Source organism: Christiangramia sabulilitoris (assembly GCF_007050985.1).
Lineage (GTDB): Bacteria > Bacteroidota > Bacteroidia > Flavobacteriales > Flavobacteriaceae > Christiangramia > Christiangramia sabulilitoris.
In genome coordinates, this window is the sequence record NZ_VHSF01000002.1 from 62,228 (window position 1) to 86,009 (window position 23,782).

The 23,782-nt window shown below is 34.8% G+C and carries 20 protein-coding genes; 3 read left to right on the forward strand and 17 right to left on the reverse strand.

Features of this window, described 5'->3' with window-relative positions:
- Nucleotides 1–3: 3 nt before the first annotated feature.
- The 16 genes from FGM01_RS06800 to FGM01_RS06875 form a co-directional block, all read right to left on the reverse strand.
- Nucleotides 4–1,146 (reverse strand): glycosyltransferase, encoded by a 1,143-nt coding sequence (locus tag FGM01_RS06800; protein WP_143410403.1) that lies wholly within the window; start codon nt 1,144–1,146, stop codon nt 4–6.
- On the reverse strand, nt 1,147–2,043 hold the full coding sequence (locus tag FGM01_RS06805; RefSeq protein ID WP_143410404.1) for a glycosyltransferase family 2 protein: 897 nt from the start codon (nt 2,041–2,043) through the stop codon (nt 1,147–1,149). It abuts the gene before it with no gap.
- A complete protein-coding gene (locus FGM01_RS06810) occupies nt 2,036–3,190 on the reverse strand; it encodes a glycosyltransferase family 4 protein (RefSeq protein ID WP_143410405.1) in 1,155 nt (384 codons plus the stop codon). The genes FGM01_RS06805 and FGM01_RS06810 overlap by 8 nt, the downstream gene beginning before the upstream one ends.
- Nucleotides 3,191–3,286: 96 nt before the next feature.
- Nucleotides 3,287–4,189, reverse strand: a complete 903-nt coding sequence (locus tag FGM01_RS06815; protein WP_143410406.1) for a glycosyltransferase family 2 protein — start codon at nt 4,187–4,189, stop codon at nt 3,287–3,289.
- Nucleotides 4,186–5,157, reverse strand: coding sequence for a glycosyltransferase (locus FGM01_RS06820; RefSeq protein ID WP_143410407.1), 972 nt, complete (start codon nt 5,155–5,157; stop codon nt 4,186–4,188). Before FGM01_RS06820 ends, FGM01_RS06815 begins: the two co-directional genes overlap by 4 nt.
- A 16-nt stretch (nt 5,158–5,173) precedes the next feature.
- Nucleotides 5,174–6,616 (reverse strand): lipopolysaccharide biosynthesis protein, encoded by a 1,443-nt coding sequence (locus tag FGM01_RS06825; protein WP_143410408.1) that lies wholly within the window; start codon nt 6,614–6,616, stop codon nt 5,174–5,176.
- A 26-nt stretch (nt 6,617–6,642) separates the two neighbouring features.
- Nucleotides 6,643–7,371, reverse strand: coding sequence for a dTDP-4-amino-4,6-dideoxyglucose formyltransferase (locus FGM01_RS06830; RefSeq protein WP_143410409.1), 729 nt, complete (start codon nt 7,369–7,371; stop codon nt 6,643–6,645).
- The gene (locus FGM01_RS06835) at nt 7,368–8,462 is read right to left on the reverse strand and encodes a DegT/DnrJ/EryC1/StrS family aminotransferase (RefSeq protein ID WP_143410410.1); all 1,095 of its coding nucleotides are present in this window, start codon (nt 8,460–8,462) and stop codon (nt 7,368–7,370) included. The genes FGM01_RS06830 and FGM01_RS06835 overlap by 4 nt, the downstream gene beginning before the upstream one ends.
- Nucleotides 8,455–9,438, reverse strand: a complete 984-nt coding sequence (locus tag FGM01_RS06840; protein WP_143410411.1) for a Gfo/Idh/MocA family protein — start codon at nt 9,436–9,438, stop codon at nt 8,455–8,457. The genes FGM01_RS06835 and FGM01_RS06840 overlap by 8 nt, the downstream gene beginning before the upstream one ends.
- Nucleotides 9,419–10,861, reverse strand: a complete 1,443-nt coding sequence (locus FGM01_RS06845) for an NDP-hexose 2,3-dehydratase family protein (RefSeq protein WP_143410412.1) — start codon at nt 10,859–10,861, stop codon at nt 9,419–9,421. Before FGM01_RS06845 ends, FGM01_RS06840 begins: the two co-directional genes overlap by 20 nt.
- Nucleotides 10,862–10,896: 35 nt before the next feature.
- Nucleotides 10,897–11,766, reverse strand: coding sequence for a glucose-1-phosphate thymidylyltransferase RfbA (rfbA, locus tag FGM01_RS06850; protein WP_143410413.1), 870 nt, complete (start codon nt 11,764–11,766; stop codon nt 10,897–10,899).
- Nucleotides 11,763–12,809 carry a dTDP-glucose 4,6-dehydratase gene (rfbB, locus tag FGM01_RS06855; protein ID WP_143410414.1) on the reverse strand — a complete coding sequence of 349 codons (1,047 nt, stop codon included), beginning with the start codon at nt 12,807–12,809 and terminating at the stop codon, nt 11,763–11,765. Before rfbB ends, rfbA begins: the two co-directional genes overlap by 4 nt.
- Nucleotides 12,810–12,820: 11 nt before the next feature.
- Nucleotides 12,821–14,215 carry a UDP-glucose 6-dehydrogenase gene (locus tag FGM01_RS06860; RefSeq protein WP_143410415.1) on the reverse strand — a complete coding sequence of 465 codons (1,395 nt, stop codon included), beginning with the start codon at nt 14,213–14,215 and terminating at the stop codon, nt 12,821–12,823.
- Nucleotides 14,216–14,221: 6 nt separating this feature from the next.
- Nucleotides 14,222–15,502 (reverse strand): nucleotide sugar dehydrogenase, encoded by a 1,281-nt coding sequence (locus tag FGM01_RS06865; protein ID WP_143410416.1) that lies wholly within the window; start codon nt 15,500–15,502, stop codon nt 14,222–14,224.
- Between the two features lie 15 nt (nt 15,503–15,517).
- Nucleotides 15,518–16,519 carry an SDR family oxidoreductase gene (locus FGM01_RS06870; protein WP_143410417.1) on the reverse strand — a complete coding sequence of 334 codons (1,002 nt, stop codon included), beginning with the start codon at nt 16,517–16,519 and terminating at the stop codon, nt 15,518–15,520.
- A gap of 100 nt (nt 16,520–16,619) precedes the next feature.
- Entirely contained in the window at nt 16,620–17,627 is a 1,008-nt protein-coding gene (locus FGM01_RS06875; RefSeq protein WP_143410418.1) for a LacI family DNA-binding transcriptional regulator, read from the reverse strand.
- Nucleotides 17,628–18,150: 523 nt separating this feature from the next.
- On the opposite strand from FGM01_RS06875, the gene FGM01_RS06880 reads away from it, so the two are divergent.
- From FGM01_RS06880 to FGM01_RS06890, 3 genes are all read left to right on the forward strand, one after another.
- On the forward strand, nt 18,151–18,471 hold the full coding sequence (locus FGM01_RS06880; protein ID WP_143410419.1) for a phosphoribosylpyrophosphate synthetase: 321 nt from the start codon (nt 18,151–18,153) through the stop codon (nt 18,469–18,471).
- 98 nt (nt 18,472–18,569) lie between these two features.
- A complete protein-coding gene (locus FGM01_RS06885) occupies nt 18,570–19,067 on the forward strand; it encodes a Dps family protein (protein ID WP_143410420.1) in 498 nt (165 codons plus the stop codon).
- A 12-nt stretch (nt 19,068–19,079) separates the two neighbouring features.
- Nucleotides 19,080–19,961: a mechanosensitive ion channel family protein gene (locus FGM01_RS06890; RefSeq protein WP_143410421.1), complete on the forward strand. Its 882-nt coding sequence runs from the start codon at nt 19,080–19,082 to the stop codon at nt 19,959–19,961.
- 62 nt (nt 19,962–20,023) lie between these two features.
- On the opposite strand, the gene FGM01_RS06895 is transcribed toward FGM01_RS06890, so the two are convergent.
- A complete protein-coding gene (locus FGM01_RS06895; protein WP_143410422.1) occupies nt 20,024–23,743 on the reverse strand; it encodes a metallophosphoesterase in 3,720 nt (1,239 codons plus the stop codon).
- Nucleotides 23,744–23,782 lie beyond the last annotated feature (39 nt).

A 23,782-nucleotide genomic window follows, 5' to 3' on the forward strand; every position in this document is an offset into this window, starting at 1 on the left:
TTTTTATTTCTCTACTTCTTTTAATATTTGATCATACAGGAGTTCATGTTGCCGGGAAACTTTTCCTATTTCAAATCTTTCTTCAGCTACTTTCATGCCAGTTCTCCCTAATTCCTGCATTTGTTCAGAATTCTCTATGGCCCAAATAATTTTCTGGCTTAAATCATGAATATTTTTTGGTTCAAACAATAAGGCCGACTTTTTATCTTCAACAGATTCCTCTATTACCGGTATTTTAGCCGCAACGATCGGGGTTCCCATAATCATAGCTTCTACAAGGGCTCCTCCCTGACCCTCATAATGTGAAGGGAAGAGAAATAGATCTGCCCGTTTTAATAGTCCCGGTACATCGCTCCTGTTGCCTAAGAGAATAACATTCTTTTTTAAATTCAATTCTGAGATCAAACTTTCAAAAACAGACCGGTCGTGACCTTCACCCGCAATTAAATAAGTTAGATCAGGAACCTTTTTTATTACTTCGGCCATAGCTCTAATTGACTCTACATAACCTTTTCTTTTTAATAACCTTGATACAGTTAGTATTACAGGGCTATTTCCAAGTTCTTCTAATTGCGAAAATTGAACCTCGGCTTTTGCTCTAAAATGACCAATATGTCTGCCCCTGTAAATAACTTTAATATTGTCCGCATTAATTCCCAGGGCTTTAGAATTTGAGGGAATAATTGCGTTAGTAATAGACATAAACCTATTTGCACGCCTAGCTGTAATTCTATCTATAAAGCGATAAAAATTTAAGGCTAATGTTTCTTTGAAATTTAGACTGCTAAAACGTTCAGAAGAATAGCTGTCATTTACAAAACTATTTAAAACAGGTATATTATACTTAGGTCCTAAAATCCGGCTAAACTGCTCTGCCCTAAAAAGTGTGGCATGAATTAGATCTGGATTTTCTTTTTCAATTATACTTCCTATTTCCTTCAGACCAGGAATTATACCGAATTTATCTTCCAAATTCAGGGTATATACTTTAATCCCTTCATTTTCAAATCGAGATTTCAAAGTATTCCCCTTATATATACTTATAACAAAAGGCTGCCACTCCTTTAAGCGCGAGGCTATTTCAAGAATACTGGTTTCAGCTCCCCCTATTTCAAGTGTATCTATTAAATATAAAATCTTTTTCATTTAGGCCGATAACTTTTGATGTATATAAGAGGCTTGTTTTAATGGAAGTATTTCATATAGATATTTAACGATCTTTATTTTAATACTTTTTAATTCAGAGGGTATTTTATTGTAATAATGCCTTGCTCTTTCTTTTTCATATATGTGAAAATTGAGCCACATTAGTTTATAATAAAATTTAGCCTGAAGAATTTTACTCCCATCTATTATATCAAAATGCTCAGGAAGAAAAATATTATATGCCACAGCTATTTTCTCAAAAGATTTAGACATCCTATCATCCCCTTTTTTGATTACGTTCATTAAAATCTTATCACTATTAACATAATCATATTGCTGGGAGATCCTAAGAAAAAAATCTGTGTCTTCCACAGCAGGTAAATTTTCATTAAATCCACCACATTCAAGAAAAGCACTTCTTTTTAAAGTAATTCCAGATCCAGAACCAATTTGTAAGTTATGTAGAAAAGTGATATATGGATTTTTTTTTCTAGGTGGAGTCCATGCACGTTCATATGTTCTGTCTTTATAATGATATCTTACCCCTGTCCACATAAAACCAACATCAGTTGAAGTTTCAGATAACAATTTATTGCTTTCTTCCAGAAAATTCTTCTCGTAAAAATCATCACTATCAAGAAAAGATATAAATTCCCCCTTTGCCAGGTTCACTCCATAATTTCTTGCAACAGCTGCGCCTGAATTTCTTTTTAATTGGTGAACAAATATCTTTTCACTCTTTAACTGTTCAATTTCGGAGATAGAATTATCCGTAGATTTATCATCAACAATTATTATTTCAAAATCGGTATAAGTTTGATCAAGAACACTCTGTATTGCAACTTTAACCTTTTGAGCTCGATTATAATTTGGAATAACTACACTGAATTTAGGCATTCTTAAGTGAGGTTGATTTATTACTTATCTTTTTAATTATATTTTCTAAACCATTTCGTTCCTTTTCCAGACTAAAATGATCTTTTATTCGATCGACAGAATTCGCACTCAGACGACTTCGTAAATCAAAGTCATTATATAATTGAATTAATTTCTCGGCATGTCCTCCAATATCTCCAGGTTCAATTAAAAATCCTGTAACTCCGTCCACAACACTATCTTCCACACCTCCACACTTACCTGTTACGACAGGCAATCCAAAAGACATTGCTTCAATTATCGTCACACCAAAAGCTTCAACCTGGTTTGTATAAGCATCCACCTTATTATGCGCAGTAAAAATATTACATTGCTGATATAAAGTTTCCGCTTCTTCTTTATTAACCCAACCAAGTAATTTAATTCTATCCTTATATTTTGACTGGTTGATTTTCTCCCGACATTGATCTTCCATTTCACCCCCTCCTGCAATAAGCAACTCTCCCTTTAATCCCAGTTGGCATGCTCTTTCAAAGGCCTCTATTGTTTCCAGTGGTCCTTTAAAATCGACCAGCCGACCCAGGTAAAGAATCTTGAATGTTTTATTATTTATAGGTGTAATAAGCTTTTCTTTTATTTCAATTCCAAAATGGTTGATGAAAATTCTTGATTCATCCACTCCTTTTTTTAATAATTGTTTTCTGGTAAACTGTGAGTTAGCAATAAAATAAACATCTTTGGAAAGTTCCTCTAATGACTTAAAATACTCCGGTGGGTGGACTGGTATACCTGTTCTAATATCTTTCAAATCCCACATCACATCTTTACCGTGACAATGAATTAAAGTAGGATTTTTAGACTTACGGATAAATGTTTTAAATTTTATCGCATATCCAATAAAATGAATATAATTTATATTGGTATTTTCTTTTTTCTCAGCTTTTAATAAAATTGTTGGATACGTAAAATTAGAATTAAGATCCTCATTTATTCTTCTTAAGATTTTCGAATAAAACGGATTTATATTTAACTGGTCAGTTTTTATTCTTTCCGTATTTATTTCATTTGTACCTATAACCGCAATAGAGCCGCCTAGATTTTCAATTAACCTGAAGATCCATTCAGATTTTATCTTCAATGAAGGAAATAGCATTAATAATTTCATCATTCTAAAAATTTTATATAACTCTAAGTTTAACTATCCTTGATTCTTGAAGTATACATTTAAAAATATCTACATGAAAATTTCATAGTTTCAAAATTCCTACTTAAATAAAATATGCACCCCGTGATAACAAGTTTTTACCAAAATTAAGGTGTTAGAAAGAAAATATTTGAACTCTCCTTTTTTAACAGGTCTCGTAAAATTAAAAATCATGTTTTTAAAAAGATATTTAAATCTCCGTCCAGATAAATTCCCTTGTTTTTTTAAGCTTTTTATAGCATAATATCTTGCCAGTATTTGATGTTTATAGTGGAATGAAAAAGATTTCTGATTATGCATTTGCTCTGAGTGCATTCTACTATATACCAAAACTTCATCGTCGATATGGTAATTAGGTTTCTTAGACAGTTGTTGAACAAGCATTAACCATTCCTGAGAATTCCTTAGATCTTCTTGAAATGGAGAAGGACCAATAAATTGTTTTTTCCATAAACCATCTCCCGTACTAAACCTTATTTTTCCAAATAAATAATTATCAAACGGATCCTTTAAAGGAAAGAATTTGGACCAATATTTATCCCAGGTAAAATGACCATCACTGCTTATTTCTTTAAAAAACCTGGACCTTGAGAATACTACATCTAAATTATTTTCTTTTATAAAACTCATTTGTTTCTCCAAGCAATGTGGTGCCAAAAGATCATCTGAATCAAGCCATTTCACATACTTACCTTTACTTACCTCAAAGCCCCAATTCCTTGCTGCATTTCCCCCTCGCTCTCTATTTGCAGGTCGTTGCTGATAAATTATCCTGGAATCCCCAAATTGTTTAATAATTGATTCCGTATTATCTGAAGATCCATCATCTACAATTATTAATTCCCATTTTGGATATGTTTGATTTATAATACTCTTAATTGTCTCACCTATAATATGAGCCCTATTATAGGTAGGTATAATTATGGAAACGTATGTAGTTTTGATCATTGAATAAACTTTCAATTTTTTAAAAAGCGATGGATTATAAAAAGTAGGAACATCTTTTGAATGAATAAAAGACTATTGACCTTTTTTATTCCTTTTACATGTTTAAAGTATAGCTTGCAATAATTAATAAATGCTTCCCAATTTTTACTTTTAGCATATTCGAAAATAATGGGTCTTAGTGTTCCACTTATTCTATCAGAATAGTAGAATGAAACTTCCCTATCTTTTGATCTATAGAAAGAATTGAGACTTTTGAATAAACTTAACCTCATTTCAAGTTTCTTTATTTGGGCTTTTTTACCCCAAACACCTCCTCCATGTAACCTATAACCAGCTTTTTGAATAAATGGCAAATATTTTCCCTTGCCATAATTTCCTAAAAGGCTAGTAATAAAAACATCTGGAGTAGAAACACTATAAATTTCCCTTGGATAATCTTCAATAATGTTACGGAAACATATACTTAGAAAAAGTAAATATGCTCCTTTCATTAATTCAATTTGAGTAAAATCTTTTCGACAGCTAGCCGGTAACTTACTATCTTTTAATACTTCCCCATTTTCATTGACAACAAGTGCATCGTGATAGGTAACTACATAATCCTCATGATTTTCTAAAAATTCAATTTGCTTCTGCAACTTTGTTTCATCAGTCCAAAAATCATCTCCTTCACAAATAGCTATATACTTTCCCTGACATTGTTTTAAAGCAAAAATCAAATTTTGAGTAACACCAAGATTTTTTTCAGGGCAAAAATATTTTATACAGTTCCCTTTATTATGATTAGCAATAAGCCTTTTAACTATTTCGGCTGTTTTATCTGGAGAATTATCATTAGAAATAACTAATTCCATTTCAAACTCTCCTTCTTGCATTAGAATGCTCTCAACAGCCTGTTCCAAGTAATTTTCATGCCTGTATGTAATCATACATACACTTATTAGTGGCTTTATTTTTTTAGGGCTAGTTTCATCAGATAACATCAAATTTGGTTTCTTATTAACTTTTCTTTTTCTTTAATATTAAAATAAGTTCCTTTAAACTATTCCAGCCTAATAAATATGCAATTCCGAAATAACTTATTACACCTAAAAAAGTTCCTCCAATGAGCCTTATCAAATCCATTCGATGATTTAATAAATAAAAATCTAAAATAAAAACGAATGCTCCGGCAAGAATAGCTACTAGTACAGTTGGTAAAACATCATAAATTTGCTCTAAAGCAGAATAATTAATAAACTTTCCCGAATAATGTGTATTTACCACAAAGGCCATGACTGAAGTAAAAACCTGACCATATAACAGGGCAATAATTCCATAATTTATGGTAAGGGCAATAGTAATAATGATAATGATCTTCTTAACAACTTCTAGTTTAAGAAAAAGATCACTCCGCCCCTTTACATTCAGTATATTTAGGTTATACGAATGAATAGGATATAGTATCCCTGTTGCACATAGGATTTGAAAATAAGGAACTGCAGGCAGCCACTTTTCTGTAAATAAAAATCTAAAAAGTGGTTCTGCCAAAACGGCCATAAAGACTAAAACTGGAGCAACTACAAAAATCACCATTTGCATTAACTGCTTATAAACCCTCTTAAGTCTTACATCGTCATCTTGTATACTTGCAAATAGTGGATAAGTAACTTTATTTAGAGCATTTGAAATATTGGTTACCGGCAATTGCTTCAAGGTTTGGGCCCGCGTGTAAAATCCCACCTGCCCAGCTGAAAAGAAACGGCCTATGACTATTATAAAAAGATTATTGAAAACCGAATTTAATAACTCAGACAGTGTTAACTTATAACCAAAATTAAAATGATCCTTGAACTTTTTTATATTAAAAACAAAACCTGGACTCCATTTAGAGTAAAACCAAAGCTGTACTGAATTAATAAAAGCACTTGCTAAGGAACTCCAAACTAGGCTCCAAACACCAAATCCGGTATAAGCCATTCCAATACCAATTATTCCTCCAATAATATTTGATGGAATCGAAACGATCGTGAGGGTCTTAAAATCCATCTTCTTTGTCAACCGTGAGCCCTGAACTGCAGAAAATGCCGATATTAAAAACGTTAGGCAAAAAACACGAATAATATTAATTAATATCGGTTGTCCATAGAAATCAGCTATAAGTGGCGCAGAAATATAAATTACTCCATAAATGAATAGACTTGCAGCTAGGTTAAAATAAAACACTGTAGAATAGTCTTCCTCATCCAGATTATCGCTTCGGATTAATGATTGTGTTAAGCCTGCATTAAGAAGTGTTTTCCCAACTGCTATAAATACGGCGATCATACCTATAAGACCAAATTCTTCCGGCATCAGAATTCTGGCTAGAATTAAAGAAACCACAAATCCTATTGCTTGGTTTCCAAACTGTTGAGCGAAAGTCCATGCTATTCCTGAGGTAGCCTGTTTTCTTAATGACATAAATACTTTGTGATTAGGCCCTATAATTACTCATCTGGAGTTAATGTAAGATTCAAAAATATCTTTTTCCCATCCTCTTGAAAAAAAGCGTTTTGATATTCACCATGTGTTAGTGCGCGTAATCTATTAATTACTTGCCCGTAGGTTGCATTTTCATTCAAATTTATTTCACATAGTTTATAGAAATCTTTTTTAGAGTAAAAATTCCCCCTCCCTTCTGGAACAATTTTCTCATAAGTATTATCAAAAATTTGATCAAAATAAGTATAGAACAATTGCATTTCGGCCTCCAGAACTCTATTATAGATATCCAAAGAAGTATCCCAAGGATATTTTTCAACTAACATTCGACAGATAATTGGGCCATTATCAAGTTTTTCATCCATCTCGTGTATTGTAGCACCAATTTCCAGGTTATTCACAATTGCAAAGACTTGAGGATACCAACCTCTATTTATAGGATTATACCCTGGATGAATATTAATACTCCTAATATTATCCACAATCCGTTTAGGAAAAAATTGATAGCAATGCACGGAAATGACTAAATCGTAATTTTTAATGATCTCCTCCTTGTGATCATTAACATTAATAATCGAATCCTTATTTAGGAAATCTTCATGATCCCAAATTGCAGTTTTTATACTGCTATGTTTAAACTCAAAGTTTAGGTCATTTCTATTCTTTTGAAGGATAATTTTTTGCATTCGATCATACTGAACTCTATTATCAATAATAACCAGTATATTTTTCATATTGACTCAACTACTAAATTGCATATCCTTTGAATTTCATCAAATGTCAAGTCTTTGTATAAAGGCAGACATAATATTCTTTTAGAAATATCCTCAGATATTGGATTTTCCTGATAGTCAACTATTTGTGTATAGGTATTAACTGAAGGATAGAAATACCTCCTTGGATATATCTGGTTATTATTAAGCTTTTTTTCAACCTGTAATAATTGATGTTCAGACTGAAAGATAACGGGAAAATACGAGTAATTACAAGTGCCTAAGTCAAGTTTCTGAAAACTCAATGAGTTTTTATTCTCTAAAAAATTCTTATAATAAAAGTATTTTTTCTGCCTATCCCTCAATACTTTGTCAAAGTATTTAAGGTTTGCCAAGCCAAGTGCAGCATGTATCTCAGTCATTTTGCCGTTAAATCCATCTTCGATCACATTTTTTTCTTGATCGTGCCCAAAAAAACGGATTCTTCGTAATTTTTCATGTAGCTCGGAAGAATTAGCAATACAAGCACCGCCTTCCCCGGTATTAAATAATTTAGTTGCATGTAAGCTTGTCGCAGAAATATCACCATAGCTTAAAAGACTTTTATTATTATAAGTACTCCCAATCGCATGAGCCGCATCATATATAACCTTTAAATTATACTTTTTTGCAATCGAATCAATTTTTTCAACATTGCAGGGATTGCCGAATACATGTACCGGCATGATTGCTACTGTATCATCTGTTATTAGCGATTCTATTTTATTTTCATCAATATTGAGAGTACCGGGATCAATATCACAGAAAACCGGTTTACACCCTTCCCATTTAATTGCACTAATTGTAGCAACCCAAGTAAAGGAGGTAGTAATAATCTCACCTTTTAAGCCAAGAGCTTTGATAGCCATCTGTAATGCTATTGTTCCATTTAAAACAATAGAAAAATTATTCAGCCCGAATTTTTCAGCTACTTCAGCTTCCAGCTGTTGCACTTTGGGACCATTATGAGTTAGAATTCCTGAATTCCACACTTCTTCCATCAACTCTACATATTCTGATAAAGGAGCCAAGGAAGGTTGTGTCACATAAATTGGCTTACTTTCGCTATTCATTTGCTTTTTGTTTTATTTCCTGTAACAGGCAGGATTGATTAATGTTTTCAAGATATTCTTGTTGTCGTAATTTTTCGCTTCCAATAACTTCTCTGAAATATTCCAGCATATTGATAAAATGATTGGCTGGTTTCAGTTCAATATTCTTCACTCCATTCTCTTTTGTTTCAAGAATTATAGACGGTGTAACATTTTCACCTGCTGTAAATATTCTGTTGGTATAAATTCTTCCTTCCGAACCTAAAATTTCCACATTACACTGGTAATAGTTATCAAAACCAAAATTTATCTGTGATCGCAAATTGCCTTTACTTTGTTTTAACGTCGCTCCTCCCCAAATATCTACTTCAAAACCATTATTTGAATTAAGACTGGCATCTGCTACAACAATTTCTTTTCCAAGAATAATCTGAGAGATCTTAACCGGATAAGCCGCTGCATCCAGCAATGCACCTCCTCCAAGTTCTTTTTTATACCGAATGTTATTTTTATCTGGAAAAGGAGGAAAACAGAAGCTACTTCTTAAATACCGAAGCTCTCCAATTGCTTTATTTGACAAAAGTTCCAGAATATATTTCAATTGGGGATGGAACCTGAATTGAAAATTCTCAACTAGAGCTAAATCTTTATTCTCTGCTATATTATTTAATTCAATTACTTCAGAATGTGAACATGCAAGTGATTTTTCTACTAAAACATGAATACCCTTATCCAAAGCTTGTTTTACCCATTGAAAATGAAGAGAATTTGGTAAAGGAATATATATTGCATCCACAAATTCTTTGTCAATTAGATTTTCATAACCTTCAACAAGTCTATAATCATCATTTAATGATGATTTTTCAATGCTTCTAGTGGCTAATCCATAAAGCATGAATACATCAGGCAGAGCCTTAATAGCCGGGATTACTGATCTAGTTGCTATGTTAGCACTACCCAGAACTCCTATTCTAATTTTATTCGATTGTTTCTTCATAAGCCAGTTTAAAGGATAAAGCAGATAAAAGACTTCTTGCCTGAATATTTAAATAATTATTATGTTTTAAGAACATTTGAAGTTGATTATAGCTCATCCAAATATAATTTTCAGGAAGATTTATAGGAATCTCATCCTCATCAAAAATTATCATGCTCCTATTTTGTTCTTTATAAAACCTTCCTCCCTCTTCGGACTGAAAAGTATCAAATATTAATTTTCCCTTGTCTGTATTTAAAATGTATTTTAGATAAGGCAATCCTTCAATAGAAGAATCAGTTCTATAATTATCTGTCAAACACTGAACCGTCGGGGCTAGCTCTATTATATCAAAATTTCCACACTCTAACTTAGCTTGCATAATAAAATGCAAGACACCATTTATATTCTTACAAATTAAAGCACATAATCCTTCTTGCACAGGTTTCACCATAGGTTGAGACCAGTTTACAACCTCCCTATTATCTATTACGATATCTGCAGCTATTATCTCAAAATATTTATTGTCAATATGATAGATATTTCTATCAGTGATAATCCAATTTTCCAGTGAGTGAAGTGGTTTTTTACAAACATCTAGTTCCCACTTACATTTTTGATACGTAATAAATTTAATTATATCATCCAAAGAGTTTACATTTTCAGAATCATATGCACAAGATTCGAGTAAACCTTCATTAAAATTACTAGAGGAAAAACCAGGAAAAGTGTGACGGAACTGATCAAGATTTATCTTGGAAGATTCAAATAAGGGAATACCTGAAACGACCGTTCGAGTATCCATATTCACAACATTATCAAACCTCATAAGCTCTTTTATTTGAGACAGGGTGAGCCAAATGAAATTATCCAATATTTCCAATTCTTCGTCAATCTTTATTATGATGTTTCGGTTTCTCTTTTTTAAAAACCTGGCACCCTGCTCCGATTGCAACTGGTCTATGAGTATTTGTTCCTTTTTTACGTTTTGAAAATAATTCAAATAGGCAGGAGCATTCCCTTTATGAACTTTAGAGTAATTACTTTTTGTTGCCTGGAGAGTTGGAGAGAGTTGAACGAAATTTATATTGCCCGGCTCTATTTTTGCCTGCACTAAAAAATGAAGAACCCCGTCAAACTCTTTTGTAATAAATCCCAGATAGCCTATTTCAGGCTGATTGATTATTGGCTGTTCCCAGTCAGTAATTTCTCCATAATTAGTAGATATCCGGATACCATCAATTGAAAAAAATTTTCCTGAATTGTGCATTAATGAATTTTGACTAAAATCCCAGTCTTTAAGACTGGAAAATGGAACTTCATTAATATCTACATTCACTTTTCTGTTTTGCTCCTTAATCCATTTCAACGCATAGGAAGTAGAATGAACAGCTTTATTCCCTAAAAGACTTTTGGTAAAAAGATTTATTAAATAATTATTCATATTGATTCTCCTAAAATTTCTACTGGCTTTTTACCTCAATAAATAATTTCTACAATTTCTTTCAGATAATTTCCGTATTTAGATTTCCCATATCGTTTCGAAAGTTTTTTAACTCTTTCCTTATCGATAAAATTACTTAGATAAGCAACTTCCTCAATACATCCAATCATAGTACTCTGTCTATTTTGTAAGACTCGAATAAATTCTGTAGCATCATCTAAGGATTCAACTGTTCCAGTATCAAACCAACTCATCCCCCTGGTCATTACCCCAACTTCTAACATTCCATCATCCAAGTACATCTTATTAATTGTTGATATCTCTTTTTCCCCCCTATCAGATGGCTTTACTTCTTTGGCATATTGGACTACTTTATTATCATAAAAATATAATCCTGGAATAGCAAATTTTGATTTTGGTTTTGAAGGTTTCTCTTCTATACTTTTTACTTTCCTTGCTTCGTCAAATTCTACAACACCATAACGCTCCGGATCTTTAACCGTATAAGCAAAAATTGATGCCCCTGTAATATCAGTTTTACTCCGCAATAAATTAACAAGACCATTGCCATAAAAAATATTATCCCCTAAAACCAATGCAACTTTATCCCGACCTATAAAATCTTCACCAATAATAAAAGCCTCAGCGAGGCCATTAGGCTTATGTTGTACAGCATATTGAAAATTACACCCAAGTTCACTGCCATCTCCTAAAAGTTTTTTAAAAGCTTCCTGATCATGAGGAGTTGTAATAAATAATATATCCTTTATTCCGGCTAGCATCAATACCGAAAGTGGATAATAGATCATAGGCTTATCGTATACTGGCAACAATTGTTTACTTACAGCAATTGTAATTGGATACAACCTCGTTCCACTTCCTCCAGCTAATATAATTCCTTTCATGACTTGTATTGTTTTATATAGTAATCTTGGTATTGTCCAGAAGTGACATTTCTCAGCCACTCCTCATTAATAAGATACCAATCGATTGTTTTTTCCAAACCTTCTTCAAAAGTTACCGAAGGTTTCCACCCCAACCCTTTATTAATTTTATTTGCATTGATCGCATATCTTTTATCATGGCCAGGCCTATCCTTTACATAAGTTATCAAATCTGCAGAAGTGCCTGGTAATCTGTCTAGTTTCTGATCCATCAATTTGCATAATAGTTTGATCAGGTCGATATTTTTCCACTCATTAAAACCTCCAATATTATATGTCTCCTTAATTCCACCATTGTGAAAAGTTAAGTCTATTGCCCTTGCATGATCTATAACATAAAGCCAATCCCGCGTGTAATTTCCATCTCCATACACAGGCAATGATTTTTTTTGAACAATGTTGTTTATAAATAAAGGAATTAATTTTTCAGGAAACTGATTTGGCCCATAGTTATTTGAACAATTAGATATTATATAGGGAATACCATAAGTTTCTCCGTAAGCTCTAACAAAATGATCTGAGCTAGCTTTAGAAGCCGAATACGGCGAGTTCGGATCGTATGCAGTCTCTTCCACAAATAGACCGGACTCACCTAAAGATCCAAATACCTCATCTGTGCTAATATGATAGAATAATTTCCCATTATAATTGCCACTCCATGTTTTATTAAAAGCATTCAGTAAATTTAATGTTCCAATTATATTAGTTTTAACAAAGGCTAATGGATCTTTTATTGACCTATCTACATGAGACTCAGCCGCTAAATGAATGACTCTTTCAAATTTATGCAAGTTGAATAAATCTTCAATTACAACAGCATCATTAATATCCGCTTTCAAGAAATGATAATTTGGTAAGTTCTCGATATCCCTCAAATTCTCAAGGTTACCAGCGTAAGTCAATGCATCAAGATTATATATTTCATATTCTGGATATTTATTCACAAATAACCTCACCACGTGAGACCCGATAAAACCCGCACCACCAGTAATTAAAATTTTCATTTTTCTTTAATTTAACTTCCTATCGCATAAAATTCAAAACCGATCTCTTCCTTGGTCTTTCTTTCCAGTAACCTACGACCATCGAAAAGGAAAGCAGGTTTTAACATATCATCATATATCTTTTTCCAATTCAGCTCCTTAAACTCATCCCATTCGGTAAGAACCGCCACGGCATGAGCATCTTTGGCTGCCTCATAGGAAGTTTTCACCACTTTTACCCGAGATCGGTTTTCCTCTGAAGACCGGCTATTCAAATAATCCAGATCTGCATAGATCTGTTCGGCTTTTACCTTAGGGTCATAAACCACGATCTCAGCTTGTTCGTTTAAAAGGTAATCGGCTACATAAATCGCAGCAGACTCCCTGGTATCGTTAGTATCCTTTTTAAAAGCCCAACCTAATAATGCGATCTTCTTACCTGATACTGTATTGAATAAGGTCTGAACCATTTTTGCGGCAAACCTTCTCTTTTGATGATCATTCATGATTATTACCTGTTCCCAATAATCTGCAACTTCATTAAGGCCAAAAGATTTCGCGATATAAACCAGGTTTAAAATATCCTTCTGAAAACATGAACCACCAAAGCCTACAGATGATTTAAGAAATTTGGAGCCAATACGGGAATCCATACCCACGGCTCTTGCCACTTCATTTACATCTGCCCCGGTTTTCTCACATAACTCACTCATTGCATTGATGCTAGAAACTCGCTGAGCCAAAAATGCATTTGCGGTTAATTTGGAAAGTTCTGAAGACCATACATTCGTAGTCAAAATCTGATCTTTAGGAACCCAATGGGCATATACATCAACTAAGGCCTGGACAGCTTCACTTCCTTTTTCAGTCTCTATATCTCCACCTATCAAAACCCTATCCGGATTCATCAGGTCATTTACAGCTGTTCCTTCAGCCAGAAATTCGGGATTAGACAAGATCTGATAATTGACTCCATTACCAGTATTATCAAGAATATTCTTTAAAGCCTCTGCAGTTCTTACAGGTAGTGTCGATTTTTCAACAACAATCTTATCTGAAGTTGAAACCCTGGCAATCTGCCGGGCACATAATTCTATAAATTTAAGGTCTGCTGCCATCCCCTTTCCAATCCCATAGGTCTTGGTAGGTGTATTTACAGAAATAAAGATCATATCCGCTTTATCTATCGCAGAATCCACATCTGTAGAAAAGAATAAATTACGATCTCTGGCTTCGGATACTATTTCAGACAATCCTGGTTCGTAAATTGGTATATTTTCAACATCCTTATCGTTCCAGGCAGCAATCCTGGATTCATTAATATCCACGACGGTAACATTGATCTCTGGACATTTTTGAGCTATAACAGCCATGGTTGGCCCTCCAACATATCCTGCACCTATACAACAAATATTTTTAATTTTCATTCTGACTTATAATTTTCGATCACATTTATTACCCAAAACTCCTTTTACGTCATAGACCACAGCTCCATTATTTTTAAAAGCATTAAGATCCAGCTTCATAAATTCCTTATGAGCAACCGTAAGTACGATGGAATCGAATTTATCTTTAGGTAAACTGCTTATAGTTTCTAATTTATATTCATGCATGACTTCTGCCGGATTTGCAAGAGGATCGTAAATTGTAACATCCACACCATATTCTTTCAGATTTTTTATTACATCCACTACCTTAGTATTGCGTACATCAGGACAGTTTTCCTTGAAAGTTATTCCAAGAACCAGAATTTTTGAACCTTTAACCTTGATATCATTCTGCAACATCAATTTTATCACCTCTGAAGCTACATATTGTCCCATGGAGTCATTCATTCGTCTACCTGCGAGAATAATTTCAGGGTGGTAACCGATTTCCTGGGCCTTCTGGGCCAGGTAATAAGGATCTACACCTATACAATGTCCTCCAACAAGACCTGGTTTAAATGGTAAAAAATTCCACTTGGTACCTGCCGCTTCCAGAACATCCTGCGTATCAATATCCATCATATTGAAAATCTTTGCAAGTTCATTTACAAAAGCGATATTTATGTCCCGTTGTGAGTTTTCAATGACTTTAGCAGCTTCTGCTACCTTGATTGTTGGCGCCAGGTGCGTACCTGCAGTAATAACATCGGCATACAGGCTATTTACTTTTTCGCCAATTTCTGGAGTGGATCCTGCAGTTACCTTTAAAATTTTTTCTACGGTATGTTCTTTATCGCCAGGGTTGATTCTTTCCGGAGAATAACCTACGAAGAAATCCTCATTAAATTTTAATCCGCTTACTTTTTCCAGCACCGGGACACATTCCTCTTCGGTAACTCCCGGATATACAGTAGATTCATATATTACTATATCACCTTTTTTCAGGACCTTCCCTACTGTTTCACTTGACTTATAAAGAGGGGTAAGGTTGGGCCGGTTATTTTTATCAACCGGAGTGGGAACTGTAATTACATAATAATTACAATCTTTAATATCTTCAAGGCTGGTAGTGCAGAATAAACCTAAAGCATTTGAGTCCTGTTCTTTTAAAACAGAGCGTAAAAGATCATCTTCAACCTCTAGGGTAGAATCCTTGCCACTCATTAATTCATCTACTCTGGCATCATTAATATCAAATCCGGTTACAGGATATTTGGTAGCGAATAACCTGGCTAGAGGTAATCCTACATAGCCAAGACCGATTACTGCAATTTTATTATTAGTCATCTATTCTAATGTATATTATTTAAGATTATCCCAATACCAGGCAACGGCTTCTTTCAAACCTTCCTTAATTTTATGGCTTGGTTTGTATCCAAGTAATTTTTCTGCTTTTTCCACAGAAGCTAAAGAATGTGGAATGTCACCAAGTCTGTTTGGTCCGTGTTTGATTTCGATATTTGCAATTTCAGGATCAAATTCCGAAAGGTAATTTTTAAGCAATTGAGTTAGCTCAATTAAATTAGTTCTATCTCCTACGGCAGTATTATATACTTCATTTAGCGCATCCGGATTATCACAAGTCAAAGCCAGTAAATTCATTTGCAAAACATTGTCGATATAAGTAAAGTCCCGGGAATATGTACCATCACCATTGATAACAGGACTTTGGTGATCCATAAATTGCATGACGAATTTTGGAATGACTGCAGCATACGCGCCATTTGGATCCTGTTTTCTTCCAAAAACATTAAAATACCTAAGACCGATTGTGTCTAATCCATATGAACTACTAAATATATCGGCATACAGCTCATTCACATATTTAGTTATAGCATAAGGCGATAACGGTTTACCTATATTGTTCTCAACCTTAGGTAAAGATTCCGAATCACCGTAAGTAGAAGAACTGGCAGCATATACAAATCTTTTCACCTCATTATCCCTTGCAGCAACAAGCATATTTAAAAATCCGGAAACATTTACTTCGTTACTGGTGATAGGGTCCTTTAAAGAACGGGGTACAGAACCCAGAGCAGCCTGATGCAAAACAAAATCAATGTTTTTGCAGGCATTTGAACATGTTTCAAGATCACGAATATCCCCTTCTACAAACTCAAATCTTGGGTTTTCAATAAATAACTCTAAATTTTTTATGTGGCCGGTAGAAAGATTATCCAGGCATTTTACTCTAGCCCCCAATTCTAAAAGAGTCTCGCAAAGATTAGAACCTATAAAACCAGCTCCTCCGGTTACCAGTATATTTGAATTCGATATAATTTCTTTCTGATTTTCAGTAATCAAGATCTATTTTTTTACTTTTTCAGTTGGCAAATATAAAATTTCCTATTCTGCTTTTTAAGATCGTCTTCTTAAAGAATTCCCAAAAACTTTAGGAGTAAGCTTAAAACCCAGTCGACTCCAAATGCACCATTGTAGTCGTGATAATCTTTTCTTCAAACTGACCAGATTCATATTTTCCTTGCAGTCTGTTATTTAAGACCTCAATCGCTGCTACTCCCAGTTCTTTAGGGTGTTGCTCTATATAACTCAAAGAGGGGGTCAAGTATTCCGCCACCTCCCGGCCAATATAACCTATGAGCTTAAGATCCTGCGGTACTTTAATTCCTTCTTCATAAGCGACACGTGTAGCCAAAATAGCACTTTCAAAATCTGTACAGAGTAACGCCTCTATCTTTTGATCAATTACGAGATCTTTTATTTTTCTTTTTAATTCATCGGCTTTAGTACTGGTTGCCATAGGTAGCATATTTTCTCCCTGCATGGCTTTTTGATAACCTTTTATTCTTAATTGCCCGATTCCTACATGATGAATAGCTGAGGCCAGTCCTATTTTCTGTAATCCTTTAGCCTTAAAAAAACTGGCGGTATCATAAAAACTTTTTTCGTCATCTACCCCGATCTTATCTGCCGGAAGGTCCAGATTGATCCTGTCATAAATTACAACCGGAATATCATAATCCAGCAAAGCGAATAAATGATCGAATTGTTTTTTCTTTTGAGTCTCTTCTGAAATAGCTATCAATACACCGTCTACCATTCCTGAAGTTAACATATCACAAATTTGTTTTTCCCGCTCCAGAGATTCGTTGGAAATATAGGTGATAATTTGCTGTTCGTGTTTATGTGCTTCAGCTTCCATTCCAGAAAGTACTCTAGCAAAGAAACTATTGGAAATATTCGGAATTACCACTCCTATGGTTCCTGTTTTACTTTTTTTGAGATTTACCGCGACCGGATTGGGCCTGTAATTATGTAATTTAGCCAGCTCCTTCACTCTTTCAGCAGTCTTTGGACTTATTTCGGGACTATCATGAAGGGCCTTCGACACCGTTGAAACACTTACATTCAAAAGTTTCGCCAGCTCCTTTAAAGTGATCTTGCTTTTCATAGAGAAATTTAATTTTTATCAGCCTGAAAATACTCAAAAAAGGTCAACCTTTATCTAAAAGGTGATTGTTATGCCGAATATTTCAATTTCCATACAAAGAAAAGAATAATAAATCGTTTACAAGTACAGAGCTATTGCTATTGAACCGAAACACAAAATTATTTCTCTGTAACGCCTGAAATACCTTAATTATATGCCCGACAATCCTGGAGGAAAAATAGTTTGATTCAGATTTATAAATTTGATTATTATCTTCAGACAATTAAAGGTAACATTATATGAAATTGCCCAAATCATACTGGTTTTATACCATTGCTGCTATTATCACAATTATAGGGCTAATTACCGGTTGGTATTTTTTTCTATTTATACTAATACCATTTAGTTTCTTTTCTTCAAAAAAGGATGATTAAGCCAGTATAATTGAGGTCTATACCGTAGTTAAACTTATCCTAAACAACCCTGAGTTCTTGCTTAAATTCGGCTTTCAGCGTAATTTGATTTTATAACTAAATGCAATAAGATGAAAGATTACGGTACATTATCACAAGCTATTAACAAACTTAAACTTGAAGAAGGTTACGAAGAAGATTTCAACCTCCTGGATGAAAAGATCGAACTCAAATCCAAGGATGAAACTTTTGGTGTGGAAGAATTTGAAGTAGATAAGGTATTGAGATTTGAAGGGATGAGTAATCCAGATGACAATGCTATTCTCTATGCAATTACCACTTCAAACAATCATAAAGGGGTTTTGGTAGATGGTTACGGAATTTCCAGTGGTCAAATATCCAAAAAAATGATGGATAAACTCGATCTTAAAGACCACAGACCGCTTAAATAGGCTTAGTTAAACTTCTATTAAAATAAGCTCACCAATTGCTCAAATTGCAGCGCTATTGTATTTTTGTATTGAATTTTACAAAACAATAAATAAAAACTATGAATTACTTAGGATTGGATTCCAATAAAACAAAGAAAACGGTAGAACAACTAAATATTCTTTTAGCAGATTATCATATATATTATCAAAAACTTCGTAATTTCCATTGGAACGTTATTGGTAAGAACTTCTTTGATCTTCACGAAAAGTTTGAAGAACTTTATGATGATGCAAAACTAAAGGTTGATGAAATTGCCGAAAGAATCTTAACTTTAAGGTATCAGCCCACTAGTAATCTAAGCGAATATCTGGAAAGTTCAAATCTTAAAGAATCTCCTTCAGATATAACAGATAAAAAAATGATCGAGATTTTACTTGAAGATCACGGTATCATTTTAAAGCAAATGAGAAAAGTTATCGAAACAGCAGATGCGGCAGACGATGAAGGTACGATAGATCTAATTGGAGCGTATATACGCGAGTTAGAAAAAACAAGTTGGATGCTGGATGCATGGAAAATGAAAACCAGTGATCAGCACAAGCCGGTAAGTAACTAATTTAATTAAAATATGCAGGAATTTAGCATTCAGGATTCATTAAACGGTATAATTGATAAATTAGGCGGATGGCTGGACTCTTTAGTCCTGAATCTGCCTAATTTTATTTTAGCCGTTCTCGTATTTATAGCTTTTATTTTTATTGCCAAATACGTAGGTAAACTTTTCGATAGAATTACAAAAAACCAGATAAAACAGGATTCTATTCGCATGATAACCATAAAAGTTATCAAAGCGATTGTAATCCTGATAGGTTTCTTTATCGCCTTAGGTCTTTTGAACCTGGATAAAGTGCTTACTTCTGTTCTCGCTGGTGCCGGGGTGGTTGGTCTGGCCATTGGTCTGGCTCTACAGGGAACTTTGAACAACACTTTTTCTGGTCTTATATTAAGTTTTTTACCAGAAATTCAAATCGGTGATTGGGTTGAAACTAATGGATATGCAGGAAGTGTTACCGAAATCAATCTGCGTAATATTGTCATTAAACAATCAGATAACAATTATGTGATCATACCTAATTCAAAGATCGTAGAAGAGCCTTTTAAAAACTTTTCAAGCACAACACGCTCAAGAGTATTTGTAAATTGTGGTGTTGGGTATGAATCAGACCTTGAGATGGTTCGGGATCTTACATTGGACGTGATTAGTGACCTGTTTCCACAGAGAGGTAATGAAGAGGTAGAATTTTTATATAATGAATTTGGGGACAGTTCTATAAATTTTGTAGTTCGGTTCTGGACAGATGCCACTAAGAACAGGGACCTTCTTGTAGCCCAGAACAAGGCTATTATTGCTATCAAGAAAGCATATGACAACAAAGACATCAATATTCCTTTCCCAATACGCACCATAAATTTCACCAATGAATTATCTTTAAATAAAGCTAAAGGATAGATTCAAATTTATTATAATAAAAAAAAGCCCCTAACCGGGGCTTTTTTTTATTTGCAATTTATTTAGAATTTCAAGCCTAAACCAAACTGGAATCTTGCTCCTTCTTCACCCGCGAAAAGGCTGAAATTAGCCTGGATGGCATCAGCACTGTTAATCCAGATACCACCACCATAACTGTCATGCCATCTTTTACTTTCCTTACTGTCTAACCAAACCCTTCCCAGATCATAACCCAGATAAATGCCGGGCTGGAAAGGAAGAAAGCTCGTCTTCACGGTTTCAAAAGAATAGCGCAGATCTGCTCCTGTACCAAAGGAACTCTTTCCAGTAAATCTTTCCAGTCTATATCCACGCAAGCCTGAATCTGCACCTAATTGCGCAGCCTGATAAAACTCAAATTCATTCCCTATGTTTAAATGTGCCTCAGCCCTCGTTTTCAATACCAGTTTACGGTTCCTGGTCAAGGCATTATAAAATCCCATATAAGGTTTAAAATAACCGTATTGCCTTTCCGGATCTGTAGTATTAATTTTTGCCCCAAGATTCAATTCGAAGAGCATTCCCCGGGTTGGATTGAATCTGTCATCATAACTTTCGTACCTGTAAATTGCATCCAGACCAGCGAAATACTTTCTGTCAAAGAAATTTTCATCTTCAGGAACAAACTCCTCGGTTAAAAATCTTCCTTCATCTTGCTGAACTTCAATGCCTTCAAAATTTGCCGTAAAACCGAAAAAACTACCAAATGGAGTTTTATTGACCAAAGCCGCCATTATCCCGTATTTACTTAATCCAACCCTGTTGTATGAAAGCCCCCTTTCATCATCGGGATTCCGGGTTTCGTTACCAAAACCGAAAAAGTTTTCTGAAAAATCATTACTGGCAAAGTTCGCACCTACCTGCAAATTATATTTACCCATAATACTGGCGAATTCGGCTACATAATTCAGCCTGAATCCGTTGGTAGCTGAGTGTATCTCCCCTGAAAAAGTCTGCTGAGAGGTAAAGGGATTTCTTTTAAATCTATTCACTGATTTTGCATATTCAAACCCAAAATTTAAGCCATCATCGGGATTATAACCAATCGCAGGAGTTATAGAACCAGAAGAAAATGTCTTTTTATCTTTATCGTACGTATTGATCTCATAATTATCAGTAAACCGAAGTCTGGCCCCATTATTCTTCGCTACCGTGTTAGGCAGGGAAACATGATCATAGATCTTTAATTTTTCTCCACTGTTAATGGTATAAACATCATTATTCTGTCCTCCAATAATCCTGACAAAGATCTCTACCTTACCATTACCATCTACAAATATTTTATCATCATCATCTAATCCATAAATCCATATTTCTTCGGTTTCATTAGATTTATATACCTTATCGCTTAATCTTTCAGCCCTTTCGCCATCTTTATTTCTGGTTATCGTGACGCGGGTCTTACCTTCTCCAAGCCTTTCAACATCAATAAAGTCATCCTTATCTGTTCCTGTAACTATAGCCAGGTTAGCAAGGTGTGCATAATATCTTTCAGCTATATCAATGATATTATCTCTCCTTCCTTTCAGGTTCTTAATGAGTTCCTGCGTTGTTTCACCTCTGGTTTCTTCAGGTAATTTTTCAAAGGCCTTTTCAATAGCTTTATCAGTTACATTTTCTTTAATATATTCAGCTTCTTCCAGCCAGGTCTCTTTTCCTGTATTCTGAAGCAGGGACCTGTCCAGGCCTATCGCCGCGATATTGAACCATTCCACATCTTTAATATCATCGCCATATACTGCAAATTGATTTGCAAAACCGGTGATAGCTCTTAATGTGCCAAAAAATGCCCCGTCAAAATTGGAATATACCTGATCCCGGTCTCTGGGTATGGGCTTGAAAAAATGTTTTCCATCTTCATTTTCGATCTCAGCCCAGCGCCATTGATCCTGGTGCCTGTCCCAGTCCCCAATCAACATATCGAAAATTCGGGCGCGTACATATGCTGACTCATCGAGGATGTATTTTTCATCACGCCTTAATCTTTCCAGCATATCTGCAGTGCTTACAATGTCATGATCTGGACTGCCAAAAGATTCATATCCTGTCCAACCCTCTTCAGGTCGTTCCACGATCATATATATATCATCTCCATGTACTGAATTATATTTTCCCAGTGCCTTTTGTTTTGGTAGGTAGAATATTTCCGGGTTGGTGTGATAAACCCCGGCAGCATCACTAAGAGTAGGTATAGTTAAAAATCCATAAGGATGGGCAGCGGTATAGAAATCTGTAAGCAGGTTCTCTGCTACCGTATTTTCCAATTTATCTTCCACTGGCTGGTTTTTAAACGCTACATTTTGCAAAAACCTTAAGGCATCCTTTCTTACACGCCTTATATTATATTCCCTTCCTAAACTGTCTTTTACGCGCAAAGAAACTGTCTGGTGTCCCCCACCCGATCTCACAACTTCAAGGCCTCCATATAAAGTATCCAGATTGGCAACTTTAAGGGCCACATCTGTACCATACAATTCCCGGTATCTTTCTCCCCATACCGTCTTGTGAACAGGACTTTTTTCAGTTTCGGTTTGCTTATAAACAGAGGTAGTGATAGTTGCCGGGAAACTAGCTGGATAATCCTTAAACTCAAAGGGAACCGGTGTTTTAAGTACTTCCTTCTGAAAAAGTAATTTTGGTTTGTTCTCTTCATTCCCGTAAAAACTCACCCAGGCAGAACCATCCTTGAAAACATCCAGTACAGCGAATCCCTGACCATTATATGCAAATACTCCATCGTTACTGAGCGTTGCATACGAAGCTTTAGATCCCGACCCGGAAACAATCTGCTTTACACTGTCATGTTCTATATACTGTAAGGAATGTTCGTGTCCTGAAGCGAATATTAACCTTTCAGAGCCCGTGGCAATGGTAGAAAGTCTATTTGCCAGAGATTTATACCTGTTATTCTGCGCATCCTGAATGGAAACCCCGCCAGTGGTCCTAATCAAAGTGGCTAAAGATCCAAGTATAGGAAGAGGAATTTTCTTTTGTGATGGATAAATATGCCTGTCTATAGTATATTGCCCGCCATGTACCCCGTTGGTATAAACAGGATGATGCAAGGTTATTAGAACCGTTTTATTCTGATTCTTTTTTATTTCAGATTCCAGTTCGAGAAACATGGCCTCCCTGGTTTTGATCTGATCACAGTCATCATTTATTTTTGGATTCTGATCCCAGTCCTCAAGATACCATTGAGAATCTATAACAATAAGCTGTATATTTTCTGAGATATCTATTGATTGCAGGCCACAGCCAATTTTAGGACTCCAAATCAATAAATCGTCAAATTTACTTTTCAGGTAATCCTTCTGCCTTTCCAGACCTTCGATCTTTTCATTGTACCAATCGTGATTTCCCGGGATCACCACTACCTTTCCATTGTAGTTTTCTATAGCATCCAGCTGTGCATCCAGCCTGTATTCTGCTGCCTCACGTTCAGGAGAACCTTCAGGAGGCATCCCGTCGGGATATATATTATCACCCAGAAAAATGGTGTAATTATCGGTTTTATTCACTGAATCCAGAAACGTCTTAAAAGCTATGAGTCCTAAAGATGTACCACCAGGAGGCGAATACCCGCCATCTCCAAGCAGATAAAAAGATTTTTCTATCTCTTTATTAGCTGGATAGTTAAAATCTGATTTTGGTTCGCCTTCACGATATTTAGGCTCTACCGTAGCGCAGGAATAGAATATAAATAATGTAAATAGCGGGGCTAAAAGTTTAACTTTTTCCATAGAAAGTTGTGGCTAAATTTTTTCGTAATTTGGACAGTA

What these genes read in the sequence shown, in the direction of transcription:
- FGM01_RS06840 (WP_143410411.1), bottom strand. Translation starts at nt 9,438, where the DNA reads ATGAAGAAACAATCGAATAAAATTAGAATAGGAGTTCTGGGTAGTGCT.
- FGM01_RS06810 (WP_143410405.1), bottom strand. Translation starts at nt 3,190, where the DNA reads ATGATGAAATTATTAATGCTATTTCCTTCATTGAAGATAAAATCTGAA.
- FGM01_RS06800 (WP_143410403.1), bottom strand. Translation starts at nt 1,146, where the DNA reads ATGAAAAAGATTTTATATTTAATAGATACACTTGAAATAGGGGGAGCT.
- FGM01_RS06860 (WP_143410415.1), bottom strand. Translation starts at nt 14,215, where the DNA reads ATGAAAATTAAAAATATTTGTTGTATAGGTGCAGGATATGTTGGAGGG.
- rfbB (WP_143410414.1), bottom strand. Translation starts at nt 12,809, where the DNA reads ATGAAAATTTTAATTACTGGTGGTGCGGGTTTTATCGGGTCTCACGTG.
- FGM01_RS06865 (WP_143410416.1), bottom strand. Translation starts at nt 15,502, where the DNA reads ATGACTAATAATAAAATTGCAGTAATCGGTCTTGGCTATGTAGGATTA.
- FGM01_RS06820 (WP_143410407.1), bottom strand. Translation starts at nt 5,157, where the DNA reads ATGTTATCTGATGAAACTAGCCCTAAAAAAATAAAGCCACTAATAAGT.
- FGM01_RS06825 (WP_143410408.1), bottom strand. Translation starts at nt 6,616, where the DNA reads ATGTCATTAAGAAAACAGGCTACCTCAGGAATAGCATGGACTTTCGCT.
- rfbA (WP_143410413.1), bottom strand. Translation starts at nt 11,766, where the DNA reads ATGAAAGGAATTATATTAGCTGGAGGAAGTGGAACGAGGTTGTATCCA.
- FGM01_RS06835 (WP_143410410.1), bottom strand. Translation starts at nt 8,462, where the DNA reads ATGAATAGCGAAAGTAAGCCAATTTATGTGACACAACCTTCCTTGGCT.
- FGM01_RS06890 (WP_143410421.1), top strand. Translation starts at nt 19,080, where the DNA reads ATGCAGGAATTTAGCATTCAGGATTCATTAAACGGTATAATTGATAAA.
- FGM01_RS06830 (WP_143410409.1), bottom strand. Translation starts at nt 7,371, where the DNA reads ATGAAAAATATACTGGTTATTATTGATAATAGAGTTCAGTATGATCGA.
- FGM01_RS06885 (WP_143410420.1), top strand. Translation starts at nt 18,570, where the DNA reads ATGAATTACTTAGGATTGGATTCCAATAAAACAAAGAAAACGGTAGAA.
- FGM01_RS06880 (WP_143410419.1), top strand. Translation starts at nt 18,151, where the DNA reads ATGAAAGATTACGGTACATTATCACAAGCTATTAACAAACTTAAACTT.
- FGM01_RS06895 (WP_143410422.1), bottom strand. Translation starts at nt 23,743, where the DNA reads ATGGAAAAAGTTAAACTTTTAGCCCCGCTATTTACATTATTTATATTC.
- FGM01_RS06875 (WP_143410418.1), bottom strand. Translation starts at nt 17,627, where the DNA reads ATGAAAAGCAAGATCACTTTAAAGGAGCTGGCGAAACTTTTGAATGTA.
- FGM01_RS06805 (WP_143410404.1), bottom strand. Translation starts at nt 2,043, where the DNA reads ATGCCTAAATTCAGTGTAGTTATTCCAAATTATAATCGAGCTCAAAAG.
- FGM01_RS06845 (WP_143410412.1), bottom strand. Translation starts at nt 10,861, where the DNA reads ATGAATAATTATTTAATAAATCTTTTTACCAAAAGTCTTTTAGGGAAT.